The following is an 18177-nucleotide window of genomic DNA, read 5'->3' on the forward strand; positions in this document are numbered from 1 at the left end:
GGAGATAATGGGGAAAAATGCCTCAGGGCTATACAAAGGCCCTTATAACGCGAGCAAGTCTTTCCATCCCTTCGTTGATGCTCGCCTCATTAGCATTGGAGAAGTTGAGACGGATGGTGTTCTCTCCACCGCCGTTTGCGTAGAAGGGGACACCAGGCAGGACGGCGACGCCCTCCTTCACACCGGCGGAGAAGATGTCCAGCGAAGAAACCCCCTCGGGCAGCGTGACCAGCATGAACATACCTCCCTGCGGGGTGGTGTGGGTGACGCCGGCAGGGAAGCGGTCATCGAGGAGGTCGCACATCAACCGGCAGCGCTCGCCATAGATTGCAGAGACTTTCCTGACATGGGCGTCGAGGTCGGTCCGGGTGAGATAACGGTGGAGGATCATCTGGCAGAAGAAATTGGAGTGGAGGTCTGCCGCCTGTTTAGCGACATTGAACTGTTTCAGGATGGAGGCCGGGGCGTATATCCATCCGATCCGCATACCGGGCGCAACGATCTTCGAGAAGGAACCTGAGATGAGCGCACCGTCTGGGAGATATTTCTTCACGGGAAGACGGGGTTGGCCGTCGAAGAAGAGTTCCCCGAAGGCGTCATCCTCGTAAAAGACTGTCCCCGAATCCTCGAGGATCGAGGCGACGGCCTGCCGTTTCCCCTGCGAGTAAGTGAGACCCGAGGGGTTCTGGGAGTTCGGGATCCCGTAGAAGAACTTGGGGGCCTTCTCGGCGACCATCGTCTCGAAGGCCTCCAGGTCAGGACCGTCCTCTTCAAGAGGGACGGCACAGAACTCAGGCTCGTACATCGAGAAGGCCTCAATGGCCCCGAGGTACCCGGGCTGCTCCACCCCCACGACGTCGCCGGGATCGAGGAAGATCTTGGCCACCAGGTCGAGGCACTGCTGGGAACCGTTGACGATCTGGATCTCCGGGGCAGTGGCCGGGATGCCAAGACGTTTCCGGTATCGTTCGGCAATGAACTCACGCAGCGGCAGGTAGCCGTCGGTCGTCGAATACTGGAGGGCGCACGCCCCTTCTTCGTCCATCACCTCGCGAGTGGCGCGGGCGATCCCTTCCACGTCGATGAGCGACCCGTCGGGGAGGCCGCCGGCAAAGGAGATGACGCCAGGCTCTCCCGAGACCCGGAAGAGTTCTTCGATAAATGATTCAGGTGCTTTGTACATCCGGTCTGCAAAACGATAACTCATCATGATCCTTACCTCCCTTCCATACGCTCCCGAGCACATCGACCCTCTCTACCTCCTCCGGGCCGGGCACTGTAGCAGCACGTATCTCAGAGATTCGAGGAGAGAGACCAAAAACATATCCTGTCGCAGGAGATGTCGCAATGTTTATCCCTTCCAAAGGCCGATGCCGGTCGATGAAGTATCCAGTCACAGCCATCACGCTCCTGACCCTTGCCCTCGCTCTTGCCCTCGGTGCCGCCGGGTGCATGGGGGCCCCGGACCTGATCAGGGTCGGCGAGGAAGAGAATGGGAGCACGGTCACGATCGCCTCAGGTGGGCAGGTGGTCATCACGCTCCCATACGATACCATCACCGGGAGTCAGTGGCGGACCGACCTCAGCGACGGCCTCGTCATCACCGACGAGCAGACCGCACCGGGGAGGCAGGAGTGGACGGTCGAAACTCTCTCCACCGGCACCTTCACCTTCAGGGCCTCCCTGACGGGGACATGGGATCCCGAAAGTATGGCAGAAAAACGGTTTATCCTTACGATCCGGGCGGTTTGAAGCAGAATCTGTGATCAAAGGATCGGAACGGATCAGGTCTCGGCCGAAAGGGAAGATGATCGCACTCACCAGTCCTTCCACTCGGCCGTCCCCCACCTATCGCCATTGCGAGGGTCAAGGGGGCAGAGCCCCCGGCGAAGATGAGATCCCCCTCCCCCCCACTCCTTCACAACGAATTCCTCCGCCTTCTCCCCTTCTCGCACTCCTCGGTCCGCTCGATCAGCCCGTCCCTCAGATAGATCACCCGGCAGAAATAGTCGATGTGCCAGTCCTCGTGGGTGACCATCACGATCGTCTGGCCGCGTTCCTCGTTGAGCCGCTCGAAGAGATCGAGGATCGTCTTCGAGGTGGTGGTGTCGAGGTTTGCACACGGTTCGTCGGCAAAGAGGATGGATGGATTGTTCATCAGGGCGCGGGCGATGGCCACCCGCTGCTGCTCGCCGCCGGAGAGTTCCCCCTGCAGGTGGGCCCGCCGCTCCAGCAGCCCTACTTCGGCCAGGATCTCCCCGCTTATCCTGATCGCCTCCTCCTTTTGCATTCCGCCGACGAGAGCGGGAAGAAAGACATTTTCTTCGACGGTCAGTTCGGGCATGAGGGCATAGTCCTGAAAGACATAGCCCAGACGGTGCAGCCGGAACCTCGTCTTCTGCCGTTCAGAGAGGGCGAGGACGTCGGTCCCGTCGATCTCGATCGTGCCGGCGGTCGGGCGGTCGAGGAGACCGAGGGCATGGAGGAGGGTCGACTTGCCAGAGCCCGACGGCCCCATGATCCCGACAAACTCGCCGCTCCCTATGGTGAAACTGACGCCGCGCAACGCATGGACCGCGACCTTCCCCATCAGATAGGTCCTGGCAAGGTCGGCGACGACGATCATCCCCTACCCCCTGATCGCATCCAATATCTCCTCCCTAGTGGTCAACCATGCCGGGACATACCCGGCGACGAGCGAGACAGCAAAGAGTCCAAGGATACTCCGGGCGATGACCCCGGCGCCGACCACCGGTCGCACCTCGCCGCCCGGAAAGACCAGGGGGTTGGCGGTGAGGTACAGGAAGAGTGCGGCGGTGAGGGCAAGGCCCGCCGCCGTACCCAGAAGAGCGATGAAGGCGACCTGGGCAACGTACGAGTTGATGATCACCTGCCGCTCGATCCCGATCGCCTTGAGTATCCCGATCTGTTTGCGCTTGTTGACGGTGTTGATGAAGATGATGATGAAGATGACGACGATGGCGATGATCAGGGAGACCAGGGTCGAGATGGCGTTGATGATGTCGAAACTCCCGATGGCGTCCTTCACAAACCCCTGGGCCTTCTCCCTGAAGGTCTTGACCTCCTCCTGGACGCCGTAACTCAGGAGCGTGACCTTCATCTCGGCCTCGGTGCCGGGCTCGACCAGCCTGACCAGCACCTGGGAAGCCTGGTCCGAGAGGCCGTAGACCTCCTCGATCTCCTGCATCGTGACATAGGCCTGGGCGTCCACCCCGACGGCCTGGGTCTCGATGATCCCCTTCACCCGGAGATCCCGGGTCACCCCGTTCCCGAAGGTGACCGTGACCGTGTCGCCTACCTGCACCCCGCCCAGCGAGTCGATCTTGTCTTTGGTCTCGTCCTCATTGCCCGCGAGGAGGGTGCCGAGGAGGACCTGCCCCCTGTCCCCATCGGAGAGAAACTCGCCGTCCACGACCCTGGAGGCGATCTGCGTCACCTCCTGTTCATCGCTCGGCTTAAACCCGACGACCGAGGTGGCAAGCGAGGTGCCCCTGTACGCGATGGTCGCCCCGACCTGGATCCGCGGCGAGGTGCCGGCGACGCCAGGCACCCGATCGACCCGGTGCGTGAGACAGGTGACATCGTCGATGTAGAGATTGTTCTCTCGCGGCTCGATGACCAGGTCGCCGTAGGTGTAGTCGACCGACTGGCGGTCGAAGATCTCGATGACCCCGAGGATGATGGAGGGGAGGAAGACCAGGTTGACAAAGACCAGGGCGATGATCGCCACGGTCAGGAGAAAGGTCCACCGGTTCCCGCGCTGCACCGCCCGCGCCGCCAGGAAGAGCGAGACTGAAAGACTCATCTCCTTCACTCCTCCTCGTTCTTCCTCCGTCTCATCCAGATGATGATCCCGACCGCCACGACGACGAGGACGACGACGGCGATGAGAAGTCCGGACCGGTCCCTGGTCTCGACGGTGAGACGAAGGTCCTCTTCGGCGACATGCTCTCCCCGGTCGTCACGGTAGGTGACGGTCAGTCGGTAGGGCCGGTCGCCGGCCTCCCCCGCCCTGAGGATGAAGACCGCAGGTGCGTCGTTGTCGGGCTCGATCGTCCCGACAAAGGCCTCTTTGTTCCCCTCGAACGGAAGGTCGACCGTCGCCCGCACCGAGTTGGCGTCGTCGGTGCCGGTGTTCTCGATCCTGATGATGAGAGTGAAGGGGTCACCGGCGGCAAGGCGCGGCGGGTCGGTGGAGAGGGAGGCGATCCCCATCTCGGCCCGGCCCTTCACCTGCACCCCGACAGTCTCAGTCATGTTCGTCTCGGTGGTGTCGGGGGCGCGGTAGGTGAGGGCGAGCGGAACCTGCTGGACGCCGGTCGGGGTCTTCCGATCGGTCATGAAGGTTAGGTTGAGCCCGACCTTCTCGCCCGGTTCGAGCGACTCGAAGTAGTAGTGTTCAGGGGTGAGGGAGACGAGGGAGTCGTTGGGCGAGACCTGAACTGAGAGGTCGCGGGCCCCGGCCCCGCCGACATTCATGAGATCAAGGGCGAGGGAGAAGGACTCTCCGGGGACTACCTCATCGGGAAACGTCCTTGCCACCGTGATCGCCGGTCTCTTGATGACGGCATAGGCCGAGTTCACATTGACAGGAACCGGGAACTTCACGCTCCGCGCCCCCTGAACCCGCACCCAGACCTCGGGAAAATAGATCCCCTCCTCGACCGGCGCCCTGACCAGGAAGGTGAGGGTGACCGACTGGCCGGGACCGACCTCGCCGACCCGGCCATAGGCTCCGTTCAGCACCTGGAGCCCCTCGCCCTTGAGGGTGACACTCTCGACGTAGGCGTTGATGGCCGTGCTCGTCGTCTCGGTCTGCGTCCCGGTTCCCGGCCCGACCGAGGTGTCCGAACTGGTCCTGACCGCCTCTTTTGCGGTGTTGGTGAGGGTGACGGTGATCGTCCCCTCGTCTCCGGGCATCAACACCCGGGGGGTGAGCGTGGCATTCGAGACGATCACCGTCGGTTCGTCGGCGGCCGCCTGGGAAACCAGGCAGAGAACAACAAGCAGGATAAGCGGTGGTATGTGGTGGTTCGTGTGACTCCCTCCACACCGGGATCAGGAGGATGACTTATTATGGTTTTGTGTGGTGTGCTGAACCGCTCATGCCAGCCCAGGGCATACCTGTTGTTCAGGGCAGGTCTTCCAGGTCCTGACAGGGGGATAAGGCCAGGGAGTGCTGGGATGACCTCGTCGTATGCCCCCGGGGTGCGCCTGGTGCATGGGGGATCTCCTGGTTCTGTAGAATCGAGCATGAACCCCTGGCTCAAGCATACGCGATGAAAATTGTTCAAATTCTGATCGACGTGCCTTCCCGCACGCTTGCGCCGGGGGCTCTGCCCCCGTACCCCCGGGATGAAGATAGGGTCGGAAGGCAGAGGACTGATCGTTCTGAAAGTGGTTCTGTCTTCTGCGTATCAAGGTCATGCGGGGGAGCGGCGTGGTCAAATCCTCATTCCCCCCTATAGAGCCGATATTCGGGATCATTTTCATGATAACCCCTCACTTTTCGGGCACGAGCATGAACCACCTGTCACCCCCAGAGCCAATTGATATATGTTATCCTGACAAATGAAGAGGGAAGATCATGGGGATCGCGTTCTGGAGTCCGGTCCTCTTTGTGAGAGATATGGAGCGTGCGAAGGAATTCTATATCGATGTCCTCGGGCAGGAGGTGGCCCTCCGCCTAGCCGACGAAGGGCTCTCTGCCGACGAGATCACAGAGCGGACCATGCTCCCCCTCCCGGTGGTCGAGGCGTTCCTCCGAGGGGCGTGCTGTGACTGAGGTGAGGTGCAGGGAGGTGCAGCACTTCACCTCTCCCTGGCTCTGGGCGTTCCTGCTCTTCATCGCAGGATTGGCCTGGTGGAGCGCGGTGCAACAACTTGTGCTGGGCATTCCTTTTGGGAATAATCCGGCGTCTGATGGGGGGGTAGTGATCATCGCCCTTATTTTCGGTATACTCTTCCCCCTTTTCTTCGTCGTCACACATCTCACCGTCGAGGTGCGGGACGACGGGATCTATTACCGTTTCTTCCCTCTCCACCTCGGGTTCAGGGCTATCCCCTGGGAGGAGATCAGTCGCCTGGAGGCCTGCACCTACCGTCCCTTCGTCGAGTTCGGAGGGTGGGGAATCAGGTGGGGCGGCCGGAACCGGAGGGCCTACTCCACCGGCGGGGACCGGGGGGTGCGGGTGTACCTGAGAGACGGGCAGATGGTCCTCCTTGGGAGCCGGGATCCTGAGGCGCTCGTTGCCGCAGTGAACGCCGAAATGAGATGAGAGACTCTACATGAAGGGCCTGGCGGGGGTTGCGAATTCTACGCACTCCACTCTCCTATGATGAGGGCAGGTGAGGAGGGGCGGAGCAGAGAACTTTCCCCATAAGGCTTTGTACAACAGACCCTCACTAATTCCTGGTGTGAGCGCGCCTCCCCCGCCTTCCCTCAACTTCTCGCCGGGGGCCCTGCCCCCGGACCCCTGTTATCCTCGCATCGACAGACTCCGCACCATCTGATCCCTCCGTTGTGATTAGGGCAGGAAGGCAGAGCGACAGATCCTGACAGAGAACACTGTCGCCCCCCACCCATCCTCAATGCAGGGACAACTCATATCACTCCTCGCCGCAAAACCCGGAGCAATGATTGGTGCTCTGCCGGCAGAGACCGGGATCGTCCTCGACGCCCAGGGATATCTCGGATGGGCTGCACCATTCTGGACGGTGGTCTCCTTCACCGGGGCGGCGGCGTTCTTTCTCCTCCTTCTCCCCCTCGTCTACTGGTGCGTCAGCCCCCGCCTGGGGCTGCGGCTCGGTCTCCTCCTAGCGATCTCGGTCGGAGTCAACACCGGTGCGAAACTTCTCCTCGCCACCCCGCGTCCGTACTGGGTGAGCACCGCGGTGCATCCGCTTGCCGTCCACCCCTCCTTCTCGATGCCTTCAGGGCATGCCCAGAACGCCGTCCCCTTCTGGGGACTCCTGGCTGCCTGGACCGGGTGGAAGCGGTGGGCCGTGGCCGGGGCGACGGTGCTCGTCCTCCTCACCGGGCTCTCGCGGGTCGTCCTCGGCGTCCACTTTTTCAGAGATGTCCTGGCCGGTTGGGCGATCGGGGCTGTCCTCCTCGTCGGTTTTCTCTGGCTGGAGAGGCCGGCATCGGCATGGGCGAAAGGTGTCCCCTGGCCCAGAAAGATCGCGGCTCTCCTCATCGGGGCGGCCGCCCTGGTCGTCCCCGCGGCGGTGGCCGTCCTCTACCTCCAGGCACCGCTCCCTGCCGCGTGGGTCGAGACGGCGACGGCAACCTCAGGCCTCCCAGCGGCGCTCGCCATCGATCCCTACTCCATGACCCCGGCCCTCTTTGCGGCCGGCACCCTCTTCGGGATCGGTGCCGGGGCCGCCTGGACCGGCACCGACTTCGACGCCGGCGGCAGTCTCCGGGTGCGGACTACCCGCTATCTCCTCGGGACATTCCTCGCCGCCCTCATCTGGGTGGCCCTCGACCTCGCCTTCGGATGGATGGGCGGTGCGCCGACCTGGCTCCTCGATCTGCTGCACCCAGCGGCCCTCGGGTTCTGGATGACCGGGGGGGCTCCGCGGCTCTTTGCCAGGGCCGGGCTCCTCGGAGCGAAAGAGGAACAGAGATAAAGTGACAACGCCATCCAGGATTTCTCCCGGACGGTGCCGCACCTTCTCTCCTCTTCCCAGACCTCACAGAAAAAGAAATTTCAGGACACTCTCGGGGAATATTCAGACAATAGGCGTTTCGATCCACCGGATCCCCTCTCCGTCCCGGAGATGAATTTGTATTTCGACCGAAACAATAGATCCAGATATATAGAAATTATTTAATTTGGTAGCGCCATCCCAGAGCTATGTTCCAGATCCATGGGGTTAACCGGATGACACCCCTCACTCAGCGCGGCACCCGCCTCATCTGCTGGTGTATGCTCATTTTTCTTGTCCTCGTCCCGGCATGGGGGGCCGGACTGCAGGTCGGCGTGGAGGGTGACCTGCCCGGCGAGGTCGCCGAAGGGGAAGGTGTGGCGTTCACGCTCATCCTCACCGGCCTCCCGCCTGCCGCCGACGACCTGGTACTTGAGACCGATCTCGTCCCTGAGGAGGGCACGCCTCTCTTCTCGCTTGAAGGAACAGAGACCGTCTCCAACAGCACACCGTTCATCGTCCCCCTCCCCGCGGCGAACAGCCCGCTGAAGATCGCCGTCACCGGCCAGACCCCCAGAGCCGCGGATGTGCGGCAGTGCGGGGCGGTCACCCTCACCACCTATGACCCCAGGCTGAGCGGCTACGCCTACTACCGGGTGAGGTTCACCGACGACGAAGGCAACCGTCTGGCCGAGAGCGACACGCGGGTCTTCGCTCTCAGGGTCGAGGCCATCGAGGAGTTCAACGAGAAACTGAGAGGCATATCGGATCCCTTCATGGACGCATACCTCCAGGACCTCTTTGACAAAGGACTTGTCGGGGAGGCGAACGCCCTTGCCGACCACGAACTCTCAAAAGAATCGACAGTCCCGACCCTCTGGGCGGTCGCGGGCATCGTCCTCGCCGCAATCGCAGCCCTGATCGTCGGGATCAGGATCGGCGGACGAGAATCTGAGGTGAGTGAAGAATGAAGCGTGAAAGAGAGGCCGGAACCGCCCTCCAGCTCCCGATAGACCTGACGATCTGCGGACTCGGCGGGTGCGGGAAAAAACTGGTCGGCGAGATCTGCAGACAGGAATGGTTCCTGAACTACTACTCCAGGACAGGCCGACACCTGAGCATCTATACGATGGACACCGACGCCAACGAGCGGTTTCAGGACGAAGCCATGCGGGAGAGGGTGCTTGAGACCGTCGACACCCTGGGTGGCCGGGGCAATATCGAGTACGACGCCCTGTACCTCCCCAACCTCGCGAACATCAGCCAGGTCTCCGACCTCGCCGGTCTGGACATCGCCGAGAAGATCAAAGGAACCAAATCCGAACCCGGCACCGCGGTCTGGTGGCTGAACGACCCCTCGGAAGAGGGCCTGCACTTCGACGAACTCAGGACCATCGACCCCTTCGTCACCGACGACTTCGGCGGCGGGGTGCACAGGCGGCGGGCGATCTCCAAGGCGATCCTGTATAAGGTGATCAACGAGGGACAAGCAAGCGGGTTCCCCATGTTCTCGACGATGGGGACGACGGTCATCGTCGTCGGGCTCGGCGGGGGGACAGGTTCGGGGATGTTCATCGATCTCGCCCGGTATATCAGGGGACAACGGGGCGAGACCGCCCAGGTCTGGCTGTATATCGTCCTCCCGACCACCATGGAAGGGGAGAAGGAACAACTCAACGCCGCCGTCGCCCTGACCGAACTGGAATATCTCAACCAGAACGAACGACTCTTCAACTACATCGTCCTCACTCCGCTCGGCCCGACCGGGTACAAAAAAGGTGAGGAGGCACGGGAGGAGGTGCACGAGTTCGACGCTGTCTTCCCGTACATCTTCACCAACTTCCTCCACCTAGAGAAGGGCGACATCAATATCGGAGACGCAAAAAAACCGTACGCCTCGTTCATCATCGCCGACGCCCATGTCATTTCCTATCCGGTCGAGGAGTTGCGGCGCCTCAAGGAGGAGTACGAGGTGGTCATCGAGGAACTGGAGGAGATCACCGCCAGCAGAAAACACCTCAACCAGGCGGTCGGCGACCTCCTGGACGAGAACGGGTTGACTGCAGTGGTTCCGCCGACGAGGAGCGACTTCGACTATATCAAAAAGGAGTTCGGGACCATCGAGAAGGTCTGGAGGAATGAGATCGGCAGGCTCCTCGACTACCAGACCGGCATCGCCGTCGAGTTCTTCATCGAGAACAATGTCCCGCCGGAACTCCGTCCCGACATGGTCAGGACCTACGACGACCTCGTCGCTTTTCTCGCACGGGTCAGGACCTTTGCCCAGGCGGTGAAGGAGGACGAACTCAAGGACGACCTTGACCGGAAACTCTTCCGAAGTCTTCCCGAGTCGTTTCATGCCCTTGAGACCACGGCCAGGCTCTTCAGGCGGATCGCCGCCATCGACGACGAGGCGATGCATGCCGCCCTGATGGAGACTCTCAAAGGGAGAGAGGAAGTCGCGCCGTTTGTGCGGGAGGTGGTCGGCAGACGAAAAGAAGTTCTGGACGAGGCCCACCTCCTTGAGACGGCCCTGGCGGAGAAGAAGGGCGACCTCGATCGAATGGAGGCCCAGAAGGAGGAGATCGACCGGTCGGTCGAGCGCACTCTCTCGGACGTGGACATCATGCTCGACCAGTTCGTCACCCTGAAAGAGAAGGCCAGGGCAATCGAGGGGCCGGAGAAGGGGTTGCAGGAGTCGATCAACAGGAGTATCGAGGCCCTCCAGAAAAAAAAGGTCAAGGCCGGGGACAAAGAGGCGTGGCTCAGGGCCGCCGGGGTCGCCGAGGTCCAGCAGGAGATCACGGCGTTGTCCCATGAGAGCGGCGAAGGTCTTGACAGCCTGGCCGACCTCGTCGAGGCGATCGCCCTGTATCACTATTATGAGATGCGGGTTGCGCGGATCGACGCCGGGGGCATCGGCTCAAAGGTTGTCGGGTTCATCAACAAAAAACCTGCACGGGAACGGAAAAAATTCGAGGCGCTCAGAAGAGAGAAGGAGGAGTTCATCAAGGCGAACGCGAGGTACTGGAACCTCCAGATCGATCCGTCCTTCGAACTCAGGTTCCCCGAGGACTTCATCGTCGCGGGTCTGCAGCGGCGGGCCGAGGAACTGAGAAGAAAGATCACCGAGACCCTCTTCGCCCACCTTCCTCTCGACGACCCGGAGGGAGTCGAGGCCCTCTTCGAGGCCGGTGAGCGGGGAACAATCAGGGCGGCCCTCAGGGACCGCCTCAACGGAGCGGCCCTCAGACAGGAAGGGTTCACCGAGAAGTACACCGCACACGAAGAGGAGTATTCGAAACTCGGCAGGCAGACCAGGGAGAAACAGGAGATGGTCCATGCCCTCGAAGAGACCGAAGAGGTGACCGACAGAACCTTCCCGCAGAGGCGGGAGATCAACCGGCACTACCGGACCTTCTCGGATACCATCGTCAGGATCAACGAGGAGAAGACCTACGGGAAACACACAAGGAAGGGGTTGTATATGACAAAATTCGGGGACATCAACCCCAGGATCCTCTCGCTCATCCATGACGACTCCTCACTGTGGGACCTGGACTGGGAAGACAACGGCCGCAAAGAACTGGACAAACTGGTGGCCGAGATCACCGGGACGTACAAACATCTCATCGACAACTACAAACTCGGCATCCACAACCTGATGGTCCCGATCAGCGCGACCGAGCGGTGGAACTTCGGGAAGGTCGGTCTGATCGTCGCTTCACCCTCTGACTACATTGCACGGACCATCGCAAGCGCACGGGTGGGGGATCTGATGACCCGCGAGGTCAACGAGACCCTCGCGCTCAGGAACATCAACGATTCCCGTCTGGTCACGCACAACCACACCAGGCCCTGGGAGATCGCCCTCACCTTCGTCGCCTCCGCCTCGTTCCTCGACAATATCTCGCCGCTCATCGCCGGGGGCGGATACTGGGAGATATATGAGAAGAATCGGGACAATATCCTCCATCATGTCCTCCTGATGCATGAGGGCAAATATATCACCAGAGAACGGTTGCTCGATCTCAAAGAGGCGGGACAGCTCTCGAACCTGGAGAAAAAAGGGACCAATATCTCTGATGTGATCCTGGAACTCTACACGGTCAAGGGGATCCGGGAGGCACTGCCCAGATGAGAGTGCGCAACCGGGAAAGGCTGCTGAGAGAGGGCGTCGTCGTCGTGCTGGCCTTCGCCCTCTCGGTGGTGCTGCTCAGAACCACACCGCAGGTCATCTCCGGGCCGATACCACCCTGGTCCGGGTCGCCGGCGATGTTCTGTCTGGGCTTTCTGGTTCCCGGCGCACTGGGTCTGCTGGTGGAAGAACGGACGAGGTCGGGGGGGGTGGCGCTACTCGCTTTCACCGTACCTCTCTTCTTCTTCTCCTTCCTCAATTCGCCCCAGCCCGGGTTCACTGCCCTCCTCGGCGGCCTGGGTGCCGGAGCGGCCGTCGCCCTCGGCACCTTCTGGAAGAACCGCTCCGACATCCTCTCATGGGCCAGTCGTTTCGTCGTCAAACTCTTCTCGGTCACCATGGCGGCCGTCATCATCATCCTGCTCGTCTCCGCACCCGTTCTCTCCCTGGCGGGAGGGTTGGCCGTCATCATCGCCCTCACTTTCCTGGCCCTCTGGGCCGTCCGCAGGGTCAGGAGGTCGGAGACCTTCATCCTGGGACCGAAGGGATCTGGAAAGACTCTCCTTCTCCTCGCGATGTACAGCCATATCGTCAGGGAGTTCTCAGGGCGGAGAGAGGAGGTGATCCTCGCGGAGGACGAAGAAAAAATGCGAATTGAAGATCTCCTCTCAGGTCTGGAAGAGGGAATACTCCCTCCTCCGACAGAGGAGACTGGCCTTGCGGTCTATCGCCTTTCTGGACAGAGGTTCGAGATCGCGCCGGTCAGGGTCGCCTTCGTCGACTATGCCGGGAAGTACGCGGCGCCGCTCTCCGGGACGGCATATGCCGATGCCCTCAAGAGGGTCGCCGCAGCGGTCGGGGCCGAGCCGCGCCTGGTCGAGGCGAAGATCGGCAGTTTCGAGTACCTGAAACACCTCAAAGAACACCACGCCGGGGCGATCGCCGGGGAGATGGACGTCCTCGTTCCCGTCTGCATCCACCGGCACCTGGAAAAGGCCGGGAAGGTGCTCTTCCTCATCGACGGCGATCATATCGTACACTTTCACCAGGAAGGGCGCAGGGCGCTGACCCATCTCTTCGGGCAATACTCGCGGGTGATGGAGAGCCTGGGTGACGATCGGGTCTACGGTTTTGTCGTCACGAAGACCGACAGGATACGGGATCTTGCAGAGATCGACGAGACATCAGAAGGAGCGGAGCGGATAGAACGCGAGATCTATCAGCAACTCATCCAGATCAGCACCTTCAATGAGATCCACAACCGCGCCCTCTCGGTCCCGGTCTATTTCCTTGCGGTCAGCACCGATGCAACGCTCAAACCGGCCGGGGCGGGAGAGGGCAATGGCCGGGAAGATACACTCAGACAACTCTATCCCTGGAGGATCGACGAACTTGTCAGGTTCGGGTTCTGAAATGTTCGTCAGAGCGTGAGGAGAGACAATGGGAGAGAAGGTTGAGAATATTGTCGTCCTCCTCGTCGGGGTGCTCCTCCTCGTCGGTGCCCTTGCAGTCCAGCAGCCGTTCCCTCTCTTCCCGCCGGAGAGGAACGGAGAAATAACACCCACGGTGCCCACACCGGAGAGCACCTACACCCCTGCCGGCACACAGGAGATCTTTCGCTATGCCTCCGCGGGGTACGAGAACCAGACCTTCGTCGTCCCGGTGAATGCGACAGCACCGCCGCTGACGATCAGGTACTCGGTCACCCCGCGGCTGATCGAGGAGGGTTCGGACCGCGTTCCCTCACTCGACTCCTGGTTCGTGGTCAGGGTCGTCGACGAGGAGGGCACCGTCGTCGGAGAAGATGGATACGGCACACCTGCGGGGGAAAAGGGAGGATACAGTCGGAATGAGAAAGGAAATCTTGAAGTCTTTGCCGCAGGGGTCTACACCGTCGAGATCAGGTTCCACGAGATGATCGCCGAGATCGTCGTCGAGACAGAGACACCGCTTACCCCACAGCCATCCCCAGGATCTCCTTGAGCCTGACCATGTGCCCGACCTCGGTCCCTTCCCTGGCGGCGATGACGTCCACCCGAAGCCTGGCGGTTCTGGTCCGCCCGTCCCTGGCGGTGATCTGGACCACATAGGGTTGATCGAGGAGGGCGGCGGTATGGATGTCGTTGAGGAGCGTCATCCTGCCAAACCTGACCGGGGATGAACGCTCTTTCATCACCAGGACGGCCGGCAGGGGTCTGAGGAAGGCCTCTTCATATCCCCAACCGGTGAGGCGGCAGGCAAACCAGTTCATGAAGATGATCCCGCCGTCCTTCCCCGCGAGGAGATAGGCGTCGTCATGGGCCATCATCGAGAGGAGGGCGGTGCGCCTCTCTTCGACACCCGGGTTGTTCAGCAGGAAGGTGCGATACGCCACTTCGAGCGCAGCACCGAGGGACTCTGCGGTGAAGGGCCTGGTGAGGTACCCGATGGGCTCCGCTTTTCTGGCCCGTCCCAGGATGTCGGGGTCGGCATGTGCCGTCAGGAAGGCCACCGGCGTGTTCAGGCAGTGGAAGATGTAGGCTGCGGCATCGATCCCGTCGAAGGTCGTCCTGAGATCGATATTCATCAGCACCAGACCAGGAGCCCTCTCCACCACCTGCTTGAAGGCTTTCACGGGGGTGGCGACAATCCCGGTCACTCTATAGCCGAGGCTGACGAGCATCTCCCCGGTACGTTCGGCGAGTTCGGCATCGTCTTCGACGATAAGGACATCGGGCTTTTTATCAGGCACCATATCACATGATCCCCCATGAAAAGGGCATGCTACCATATTTGTGAGATAATATATATGTCTTGCGTACTTCTGACGCGTAAAAAATGATAGAATGGACTTTGTTGCAATTCTGGCTTTGTTGAATTCGGCATGAACCTTGGGCTCAAGCATACGCGATTGAAAATTGTTCTGAGTAGGGTTTCGAGGTATGGATAGTTCCCTCTCCTCGCAACAAGGCACCTGGGAGGATAATATTCAATCGCCACCCCCTGGCTATCTTCGTCGTGGAGGGTCCGGGGGGCACGGCCCCCCGCCGTAAGAAAGCGGTGAAGATTCTGCGATGAGGGCGGCCCTTCGTTTGCCTGCCTTCCCCCTATCAAATCGCGCCGGGGGCGGGATCAGGTCAGCCCCGAATTCACACTCCTGAAGAGAAATTTTACCCGGCCAGAAGATCTCAGATCTTGCCCCGGCGTCTCCGCCATACTTCGAGGAGACCAAAGCACCCGGTGAGCATCATGTCCCCGAAGGGCGCCGCCTGGTAGGCGTCAGGGAGGAGACGGGCGCGGTTCGGACCGGTGACCGCGATCGGTGTCTCGCCGATCGCCTCCCTCACCGCCGCACCATGCCCGCCATCCTCGAAGACCTCCTCGTTGGTGAGGGTGCCATCCTGCAGTTTTCCGAGGAAACGATTGAGTCGTGCGGGGTCGAGAGAGGAGGTGTGATGCTCGAAGAGTCCCAGCACCTCGGTGCCCCGTAGCGTGAAGGCCAGGGTGTGGCCGTTGCCGACATTGACCAGGGTCACGCCGTCGGCGTTCGCCTGCGCCGCAACCCAGGGGTCGAGGAGGGCGCCGATCGCCGCCACCGGTCCGGTGTCGGTGACCAGGGCGTCGGGCGCCCCCGAGAGTACGGCCTGCATCCTGCTCATCGGAGGGTACGGCGGGTCGGGGGCAAGGGCGAAGAGATCCCAGTCCCCTTCTTCCAGGAGTTTCTGGAAGACCGAGAACCGGAAGATCCGGTTGGAGACCTTCGGGGAGAACCCGTGGTCCTGGACGGCGATTGCCACCCGTTCGGGATACGGGACGCCAAAGAGCGCAAGGGCGGTCTGCAACTCGTGGACCATATAGTCCCCGGTCCGCACCGTCACGGCATCGGCAGGCGCCTCGTCGGCGACCTCCACTCCGAAGGCCGCCACCCGTGCCGGGTCGTCGTGGACCGTCAGGGCGGCCTCGGGCGTGGCCGTCACCCTGACGCCCGCGGCCAGGGCGGCCTCCCGCACTGCGAGCACGCTCCCGCCCCCGCCCATACACGCACCCTCCAGATGAATGGGGCGGCCCGACCGGGCGGCCTCGCGCACGGCATTGCCGACGACGACCGTCGGGGACGGGAGGACCAATTTGACCGAGTTCTCGACCGGCACCTCGGGGTCGTACAGGAGGACGTCCTGTGTCCCCCGTCCGACATCGATGGCAAGGATCCTCCTATCAACCATCGATCACGCCTCCAGTTTTCCCCTGACCTGCGGATCGCCGTGATATTCCTTGAACCGTTTCAGGGAGACGGTCAGGTCGCGGGTGAAGGCGAAGTAGCCGATCTGCGTCTTCCGGCAGAGGTTCATCGCCATATCGTACAGCCCCCGCGGGTCCGGCCGCGCCTCGCCGAGCCAGATATGGAAGATGTTGCCGCCGTCGACGATCGGGAAGAAGACGTGCTCCACCTCCATCCGCCTGGTGAGGGGGACGTCGGCCCCTGGCGAGACATGGGTGCCGTTGGTGTAGTAGACCGGGAGGTCCCGTGTCGTCCCGCAGTCGGCGACCGCCGTCTCGGTGTCGCCCTGCATCACGCCGAGCGCCGCCTCCCTGAACTGGTCGTCGAGCATGTCCGCGACCGCAAAGCGTTGTCCGGTCGTCTCGGCCGGCGTCCGTGCCAGGGCGATGGTCATCCCGTTCTTCTCGGAGAGCGTCCGGGCATAGAGTTCCATCTCGGTCATCGCCCGCACCGCCATCTTGAAGGCCCCCTTCGACTCGTGGATCTGGTGGCCGGTATGGTGCTGAACCATCTCGTTCACCCCCACGACCCCGATGGTGTAGACCAGACTCTCGAGGTCGACGGCCACCGCCCCGCGCTCACCGGTCTGCGGGTCTTTCGGCCGCTGCATCGCAAAGGGCATCCGGCCGTTCGTCCGGATCGTCTCCATCCACCGCCGTTTGACCTTGAAGACCTCGACGGCCACGTCCATCAGAGCGCGGAGTTCGGCGAAGAGACGTTCGTCCTCGCCTTCGGCCTTGAAGGCGGCCCGCGGACAGTTGACCGAGACGACCTCCCAGGAGCCCATCGAGAAGTGCGACCCGTCCTTGAAGGAGAGTTTCTCCTCGAAGTGATCGTCCTTCTCGTAGGTGGAGGAGAACTGGTAAGCGCAACACTGGTAGCACGAGATCCCCTTCCCGGCCCCGCGGTACGGCGGGAGCTGGTTGTCGTAGTAGGGTGTCCCGAACTTGGAGGCAAGTTCGAAGGTGAGAAGATAGAGATCCTGGTAGGTCGGGAGGTCGGGATGAGTACGGTTGAACACCTCGTCTTCGACCATGAAGTCGGGCTCGATGGAGATCTCGGGCTTCGGGAAAGAGAAGGGCTTGCCCCAGTAGTCGCCCTCGAGCATCACCTCCATCATCGCCTTGAAGAGGAGGCGGACCTCGCGCTCGAACTCGCCGTAGGTCCGGAGAGGCGCCTGTCGGCCGTCCCAGACCTTGCCCTTGTAGACGCAGGGTTTGTCCCACCAGAGGCTTGGGACACCCGGCGAGAGCTGGACCGACGAGAAGACGAGTTGTCCGCCGCGGGCGACCATCATCTGGGTCATCTCGTAGACGAACATCTGCATCAACTGCTTCATCTCGCCGTACTCCATCCCCTCGAAGTACGGGGCCATGAAGGTGAGGAAGTTGTAGTAGCCCTGCCCACCCGCAAAGTTGGTCTGAGCGCTTCCGAGTGCCTTGACCGCATGGAGAACCGCGACCTCGGCGCGCCTGGCTGGACCGGCAACCGAGGCCTTGGTCCCGTTGCCGTCGGGCATCAGCCCGTAGTAGAAGAAGTAGCGGAGATCCCAGTCCTGGCAGAAGGGGCGAGAGCCAAAGTATTCCAGGTCATGGATATGAAGGTCGCCGGCCAGGTGGCGGTCGGCAAGTTCGGGCGGGAGTTGGAGGAGGTACTGCTCCTTGGAGATCTTGTCGGCCTTTTTCTTATGCGAGGTCTCGGCGTTCTCCTGGAGGTTGGCGTTGTCGTGGGCTTCGAAGCCGCGGCCGACGTCGATGAGGTGGGCGTCGTAGACCGGGGTGCCGACCCTGGTGCAGACATTCCTGTACTCCACCATCCCCTTCTCCAGGAAGACCATGTTGACGATCTCGCGGATCAGCGCCCCGGAGAGGAAATGCAGGTCCAGGTTCCGGATCCGTTCTTCGACGATCCGTCCAATCTCCTCGGCCTGCTCCTTCGTCGCCGGCGCATACCCGTAAAAGTGCTCGACAAGCCGGGTTTCTTTCTCGATCTGAGCGACGATCTTGGCGCGGTCCCACTCGAAGATATGCCCCTCGGTGGAGCGGACCTTCGGGAGGGGCGGGACGAAGACACCGTCAAGCGTCGCCTGTTTGCTCTGCCGGTCCAC

15 protein-coding genes are annotated in these 18177 nt (G+C 61.7%); 8 read left to right on the forward strand and 7 right to left on the reverse strand.

Annotation, left to right across the window (positions count from 1 at the left end; genetic code table 11):
- Window positions 1-28: 28 nt before the first annotated feature.
- Window positions 29-1207, reverse strand: coding sequence for an aminotransferase-like domain-containing protein (locus RJ40_RS04865; protein ID WP_265582610.1), 1179 nt, complete (start codon window positions 1205-1207; stop codon window positions 29-31).
- 173 nt (window positions 1208-1380) lie between these two features.
- Here RJ40_RS04865 and RJ40_RS04870 point away from each other — a divergent pair, with 173 nt between their 5' ends.
- On the forward strand, window positions 1381-1752 hold the full coding sequence (locus RJ40_RS04870; RefSeq protein ID WP_265582230.1) for a protease inhibitor I42 family protein: 372 nt from the start codon (window positions 1381-1383) through the stop codon (window positions 1750-1752).
- Between the two features lie 166 nt (window positions 1753-1918).
- Here the strand turns inward: RJ40_RS04870 and RJ40_RS04875 are convergent, their stop codons facing one another.
- From RJ40_RS04875 to RJ40_RS04885, 3 genes are read right to left on the reverse strand one after another with little or no spacing between them, the layout of a single operon-like run.
- Entirely contained in the window at window positions 1919-2626 is a 708-nt protein-coding gene (locus tag RJ40_RS04875) for an ABC transporter ATP-binding protein (RefSeq protein WP_265582231.1), read from the reverse strand.
- A 3-nt stretch (window positions 2627-2629) separates the two neighbouring features.
- Entirely contained in the window at window positions 2630-3826 is a 1197-nt protein-coding gene (locus RJ40_RS04880; RefSeq protein WP_265582232.1) for an ABC transporter permease, read from the reverse strand.
- 5 nt (window positions 3827-3831) lie between these two features.
- Window positions 3832-4941, reverse strand: coding sequence for a COG1361 S-layer family protein (locus tag RJ40_RS04885; protein ID WP_265582233.1), 1110 nt, complete (start codon window positions 4939-4941; stop codon window positions 3832-3834).
- 667 nt (window positions 4942-5608) lie between these two features.
- Here RJ40_RS04885 and RJ40_RS04890 point away from each other — a divergent pair.
- The 7 genes from RJ40_RS04890 (at window position 5609) to RJ40_RS04920 (ending at window position 13795) form a co-directional block, all read left to right on the forward strand.
- On the forward strand, window positions 5609-5806 hold the full coding sequence (locus RJ40_RS04890) for a VOC family protein (RefSeq protein ID WP_265582234.1): 198 nt from the start codon (window positions 5609-5611) through the stop codon (window positions 5804-5806).
- Window positions 5799-6299, forward strand: coding sequence for a DUF6141 family protein (locus tag RJ40_RS04895; RefSeq protein WP_265582235.1), 501 nt, complete (start codon window positions 5799-5801; stop codon window positions 6297-6299). The genes RJ40_RS04890 and RJ40_RS04895 overlap by 8 nt, the downstream gene beginning before the upstream one ends.
- Before the next feature lie 313 nt (window positions 6300-6612).
- Window positions 6613-7656 (forward strand): phosphatase PAP2 family protein, encoded by a 1044-nt coding sequence (locus RJ40_RS04900; RefSeq protein ID WP_265582236.1) that lies wholly within the window; start codon window positions 6613-6615, stop codon window positions 7654-7656.
- Between the two features lie 254 nt (window positions 7657-7910).
- Complete coding sequence (locus RJ40_RS04905) at window positions 7911-8645, forward strand: hypothetical protein (RefSeq protein WP_265582237.1); 735 nt, start codon at window positions 7911-7913, stop codon at window positions 8643-8645.
- A complete protein-coding gene (locus RJ40_RS04910) occupies window positions 8642-11815 on the forward strand; it encodes a tubulin-like doman-containing protein (protein WP_265582238.1) in 3174 nt (1057 codons plus the stop codon). The genes RJ40_RS04905 and RJ40_RS04910 overlap by 4 nt, the downstream gene beginning before the upstream one ends.
- Window positions 11812-13224, forward strand: coding sequence for a hypothetical protein (locus RJ40_RS04915; protein WP_265582239.1), 1413 nt, complete (start codon window positions 11812-11814; stop codon window positions 13222-13224). Before RJ40_RS04910 ends, RJ40_RS04915 begins: the two co-directional genes overlap by 4 nt.
- Window positions 13225-13252: 28 nt before the next feature.
- On the forward strand, window positions 13253-13795 hold the full coding sequence (locus tag RJ40_RS04920) for a hypothetical protein (protein ID WP_265582240.1): 543 nt from the start codon (window positions 13253-13255) through the stop codon (window positions 13793-13795).
- Here RJ40_RS04920 and RJ40_RS04925 read toward each other — a convergent pair.
- From RJ40_RS04925 to nrdD, 3 genes are all read right to left on the reverse strand, one after another.
- Window positions 13764-14546, reverse strand: a complete 783-nt coding sequence (locus tag RJ40_RS04925) for a response regulator (protein ID WP_265582241.1) — start codon at window positions 14544-14546, stop codon at window positions 13764-13766. The two genes, RJ40_RS04920 and RJ40_RS04925, sit on opposite strands and share 32 nt — an antisense overlap.
- A 433-nt stretch (window positions 14547-14979) precedes the next feature.
- Complete coding sequence (locus tag RJ40_RS04930; protein WP_265582242.1) at window positions 14980-16014, reverse strand: DUF1786 domain-containing protein; 1035 nt, start codon at window positions 16012-16014, stop codon at window positions 14980-14982.
- Window positions 16015-16017: 3 nt separating this feature from the next.
- On the reverse strand, window positions 16018-18177 hold the full coding sequence (nrdD, locus tag RJ40_RS04935; protein WP_265582243.1) for an anaerobic ribonucleoside-triphosphate reductase: 2160 nt from the start codon (window positions 18175-18177) through the stop codon (window positions 16018-16020).

This window comes from Methanofollis aquaemaris (assembly GCF_017357525.1).
Taxonomy (GTDB): Archaea; Halobacteriota; Methanomicrobia; order Methanomicrobiales; family Methanofollaceae; genus Methanofollis; species Methanofollis aquaemaris.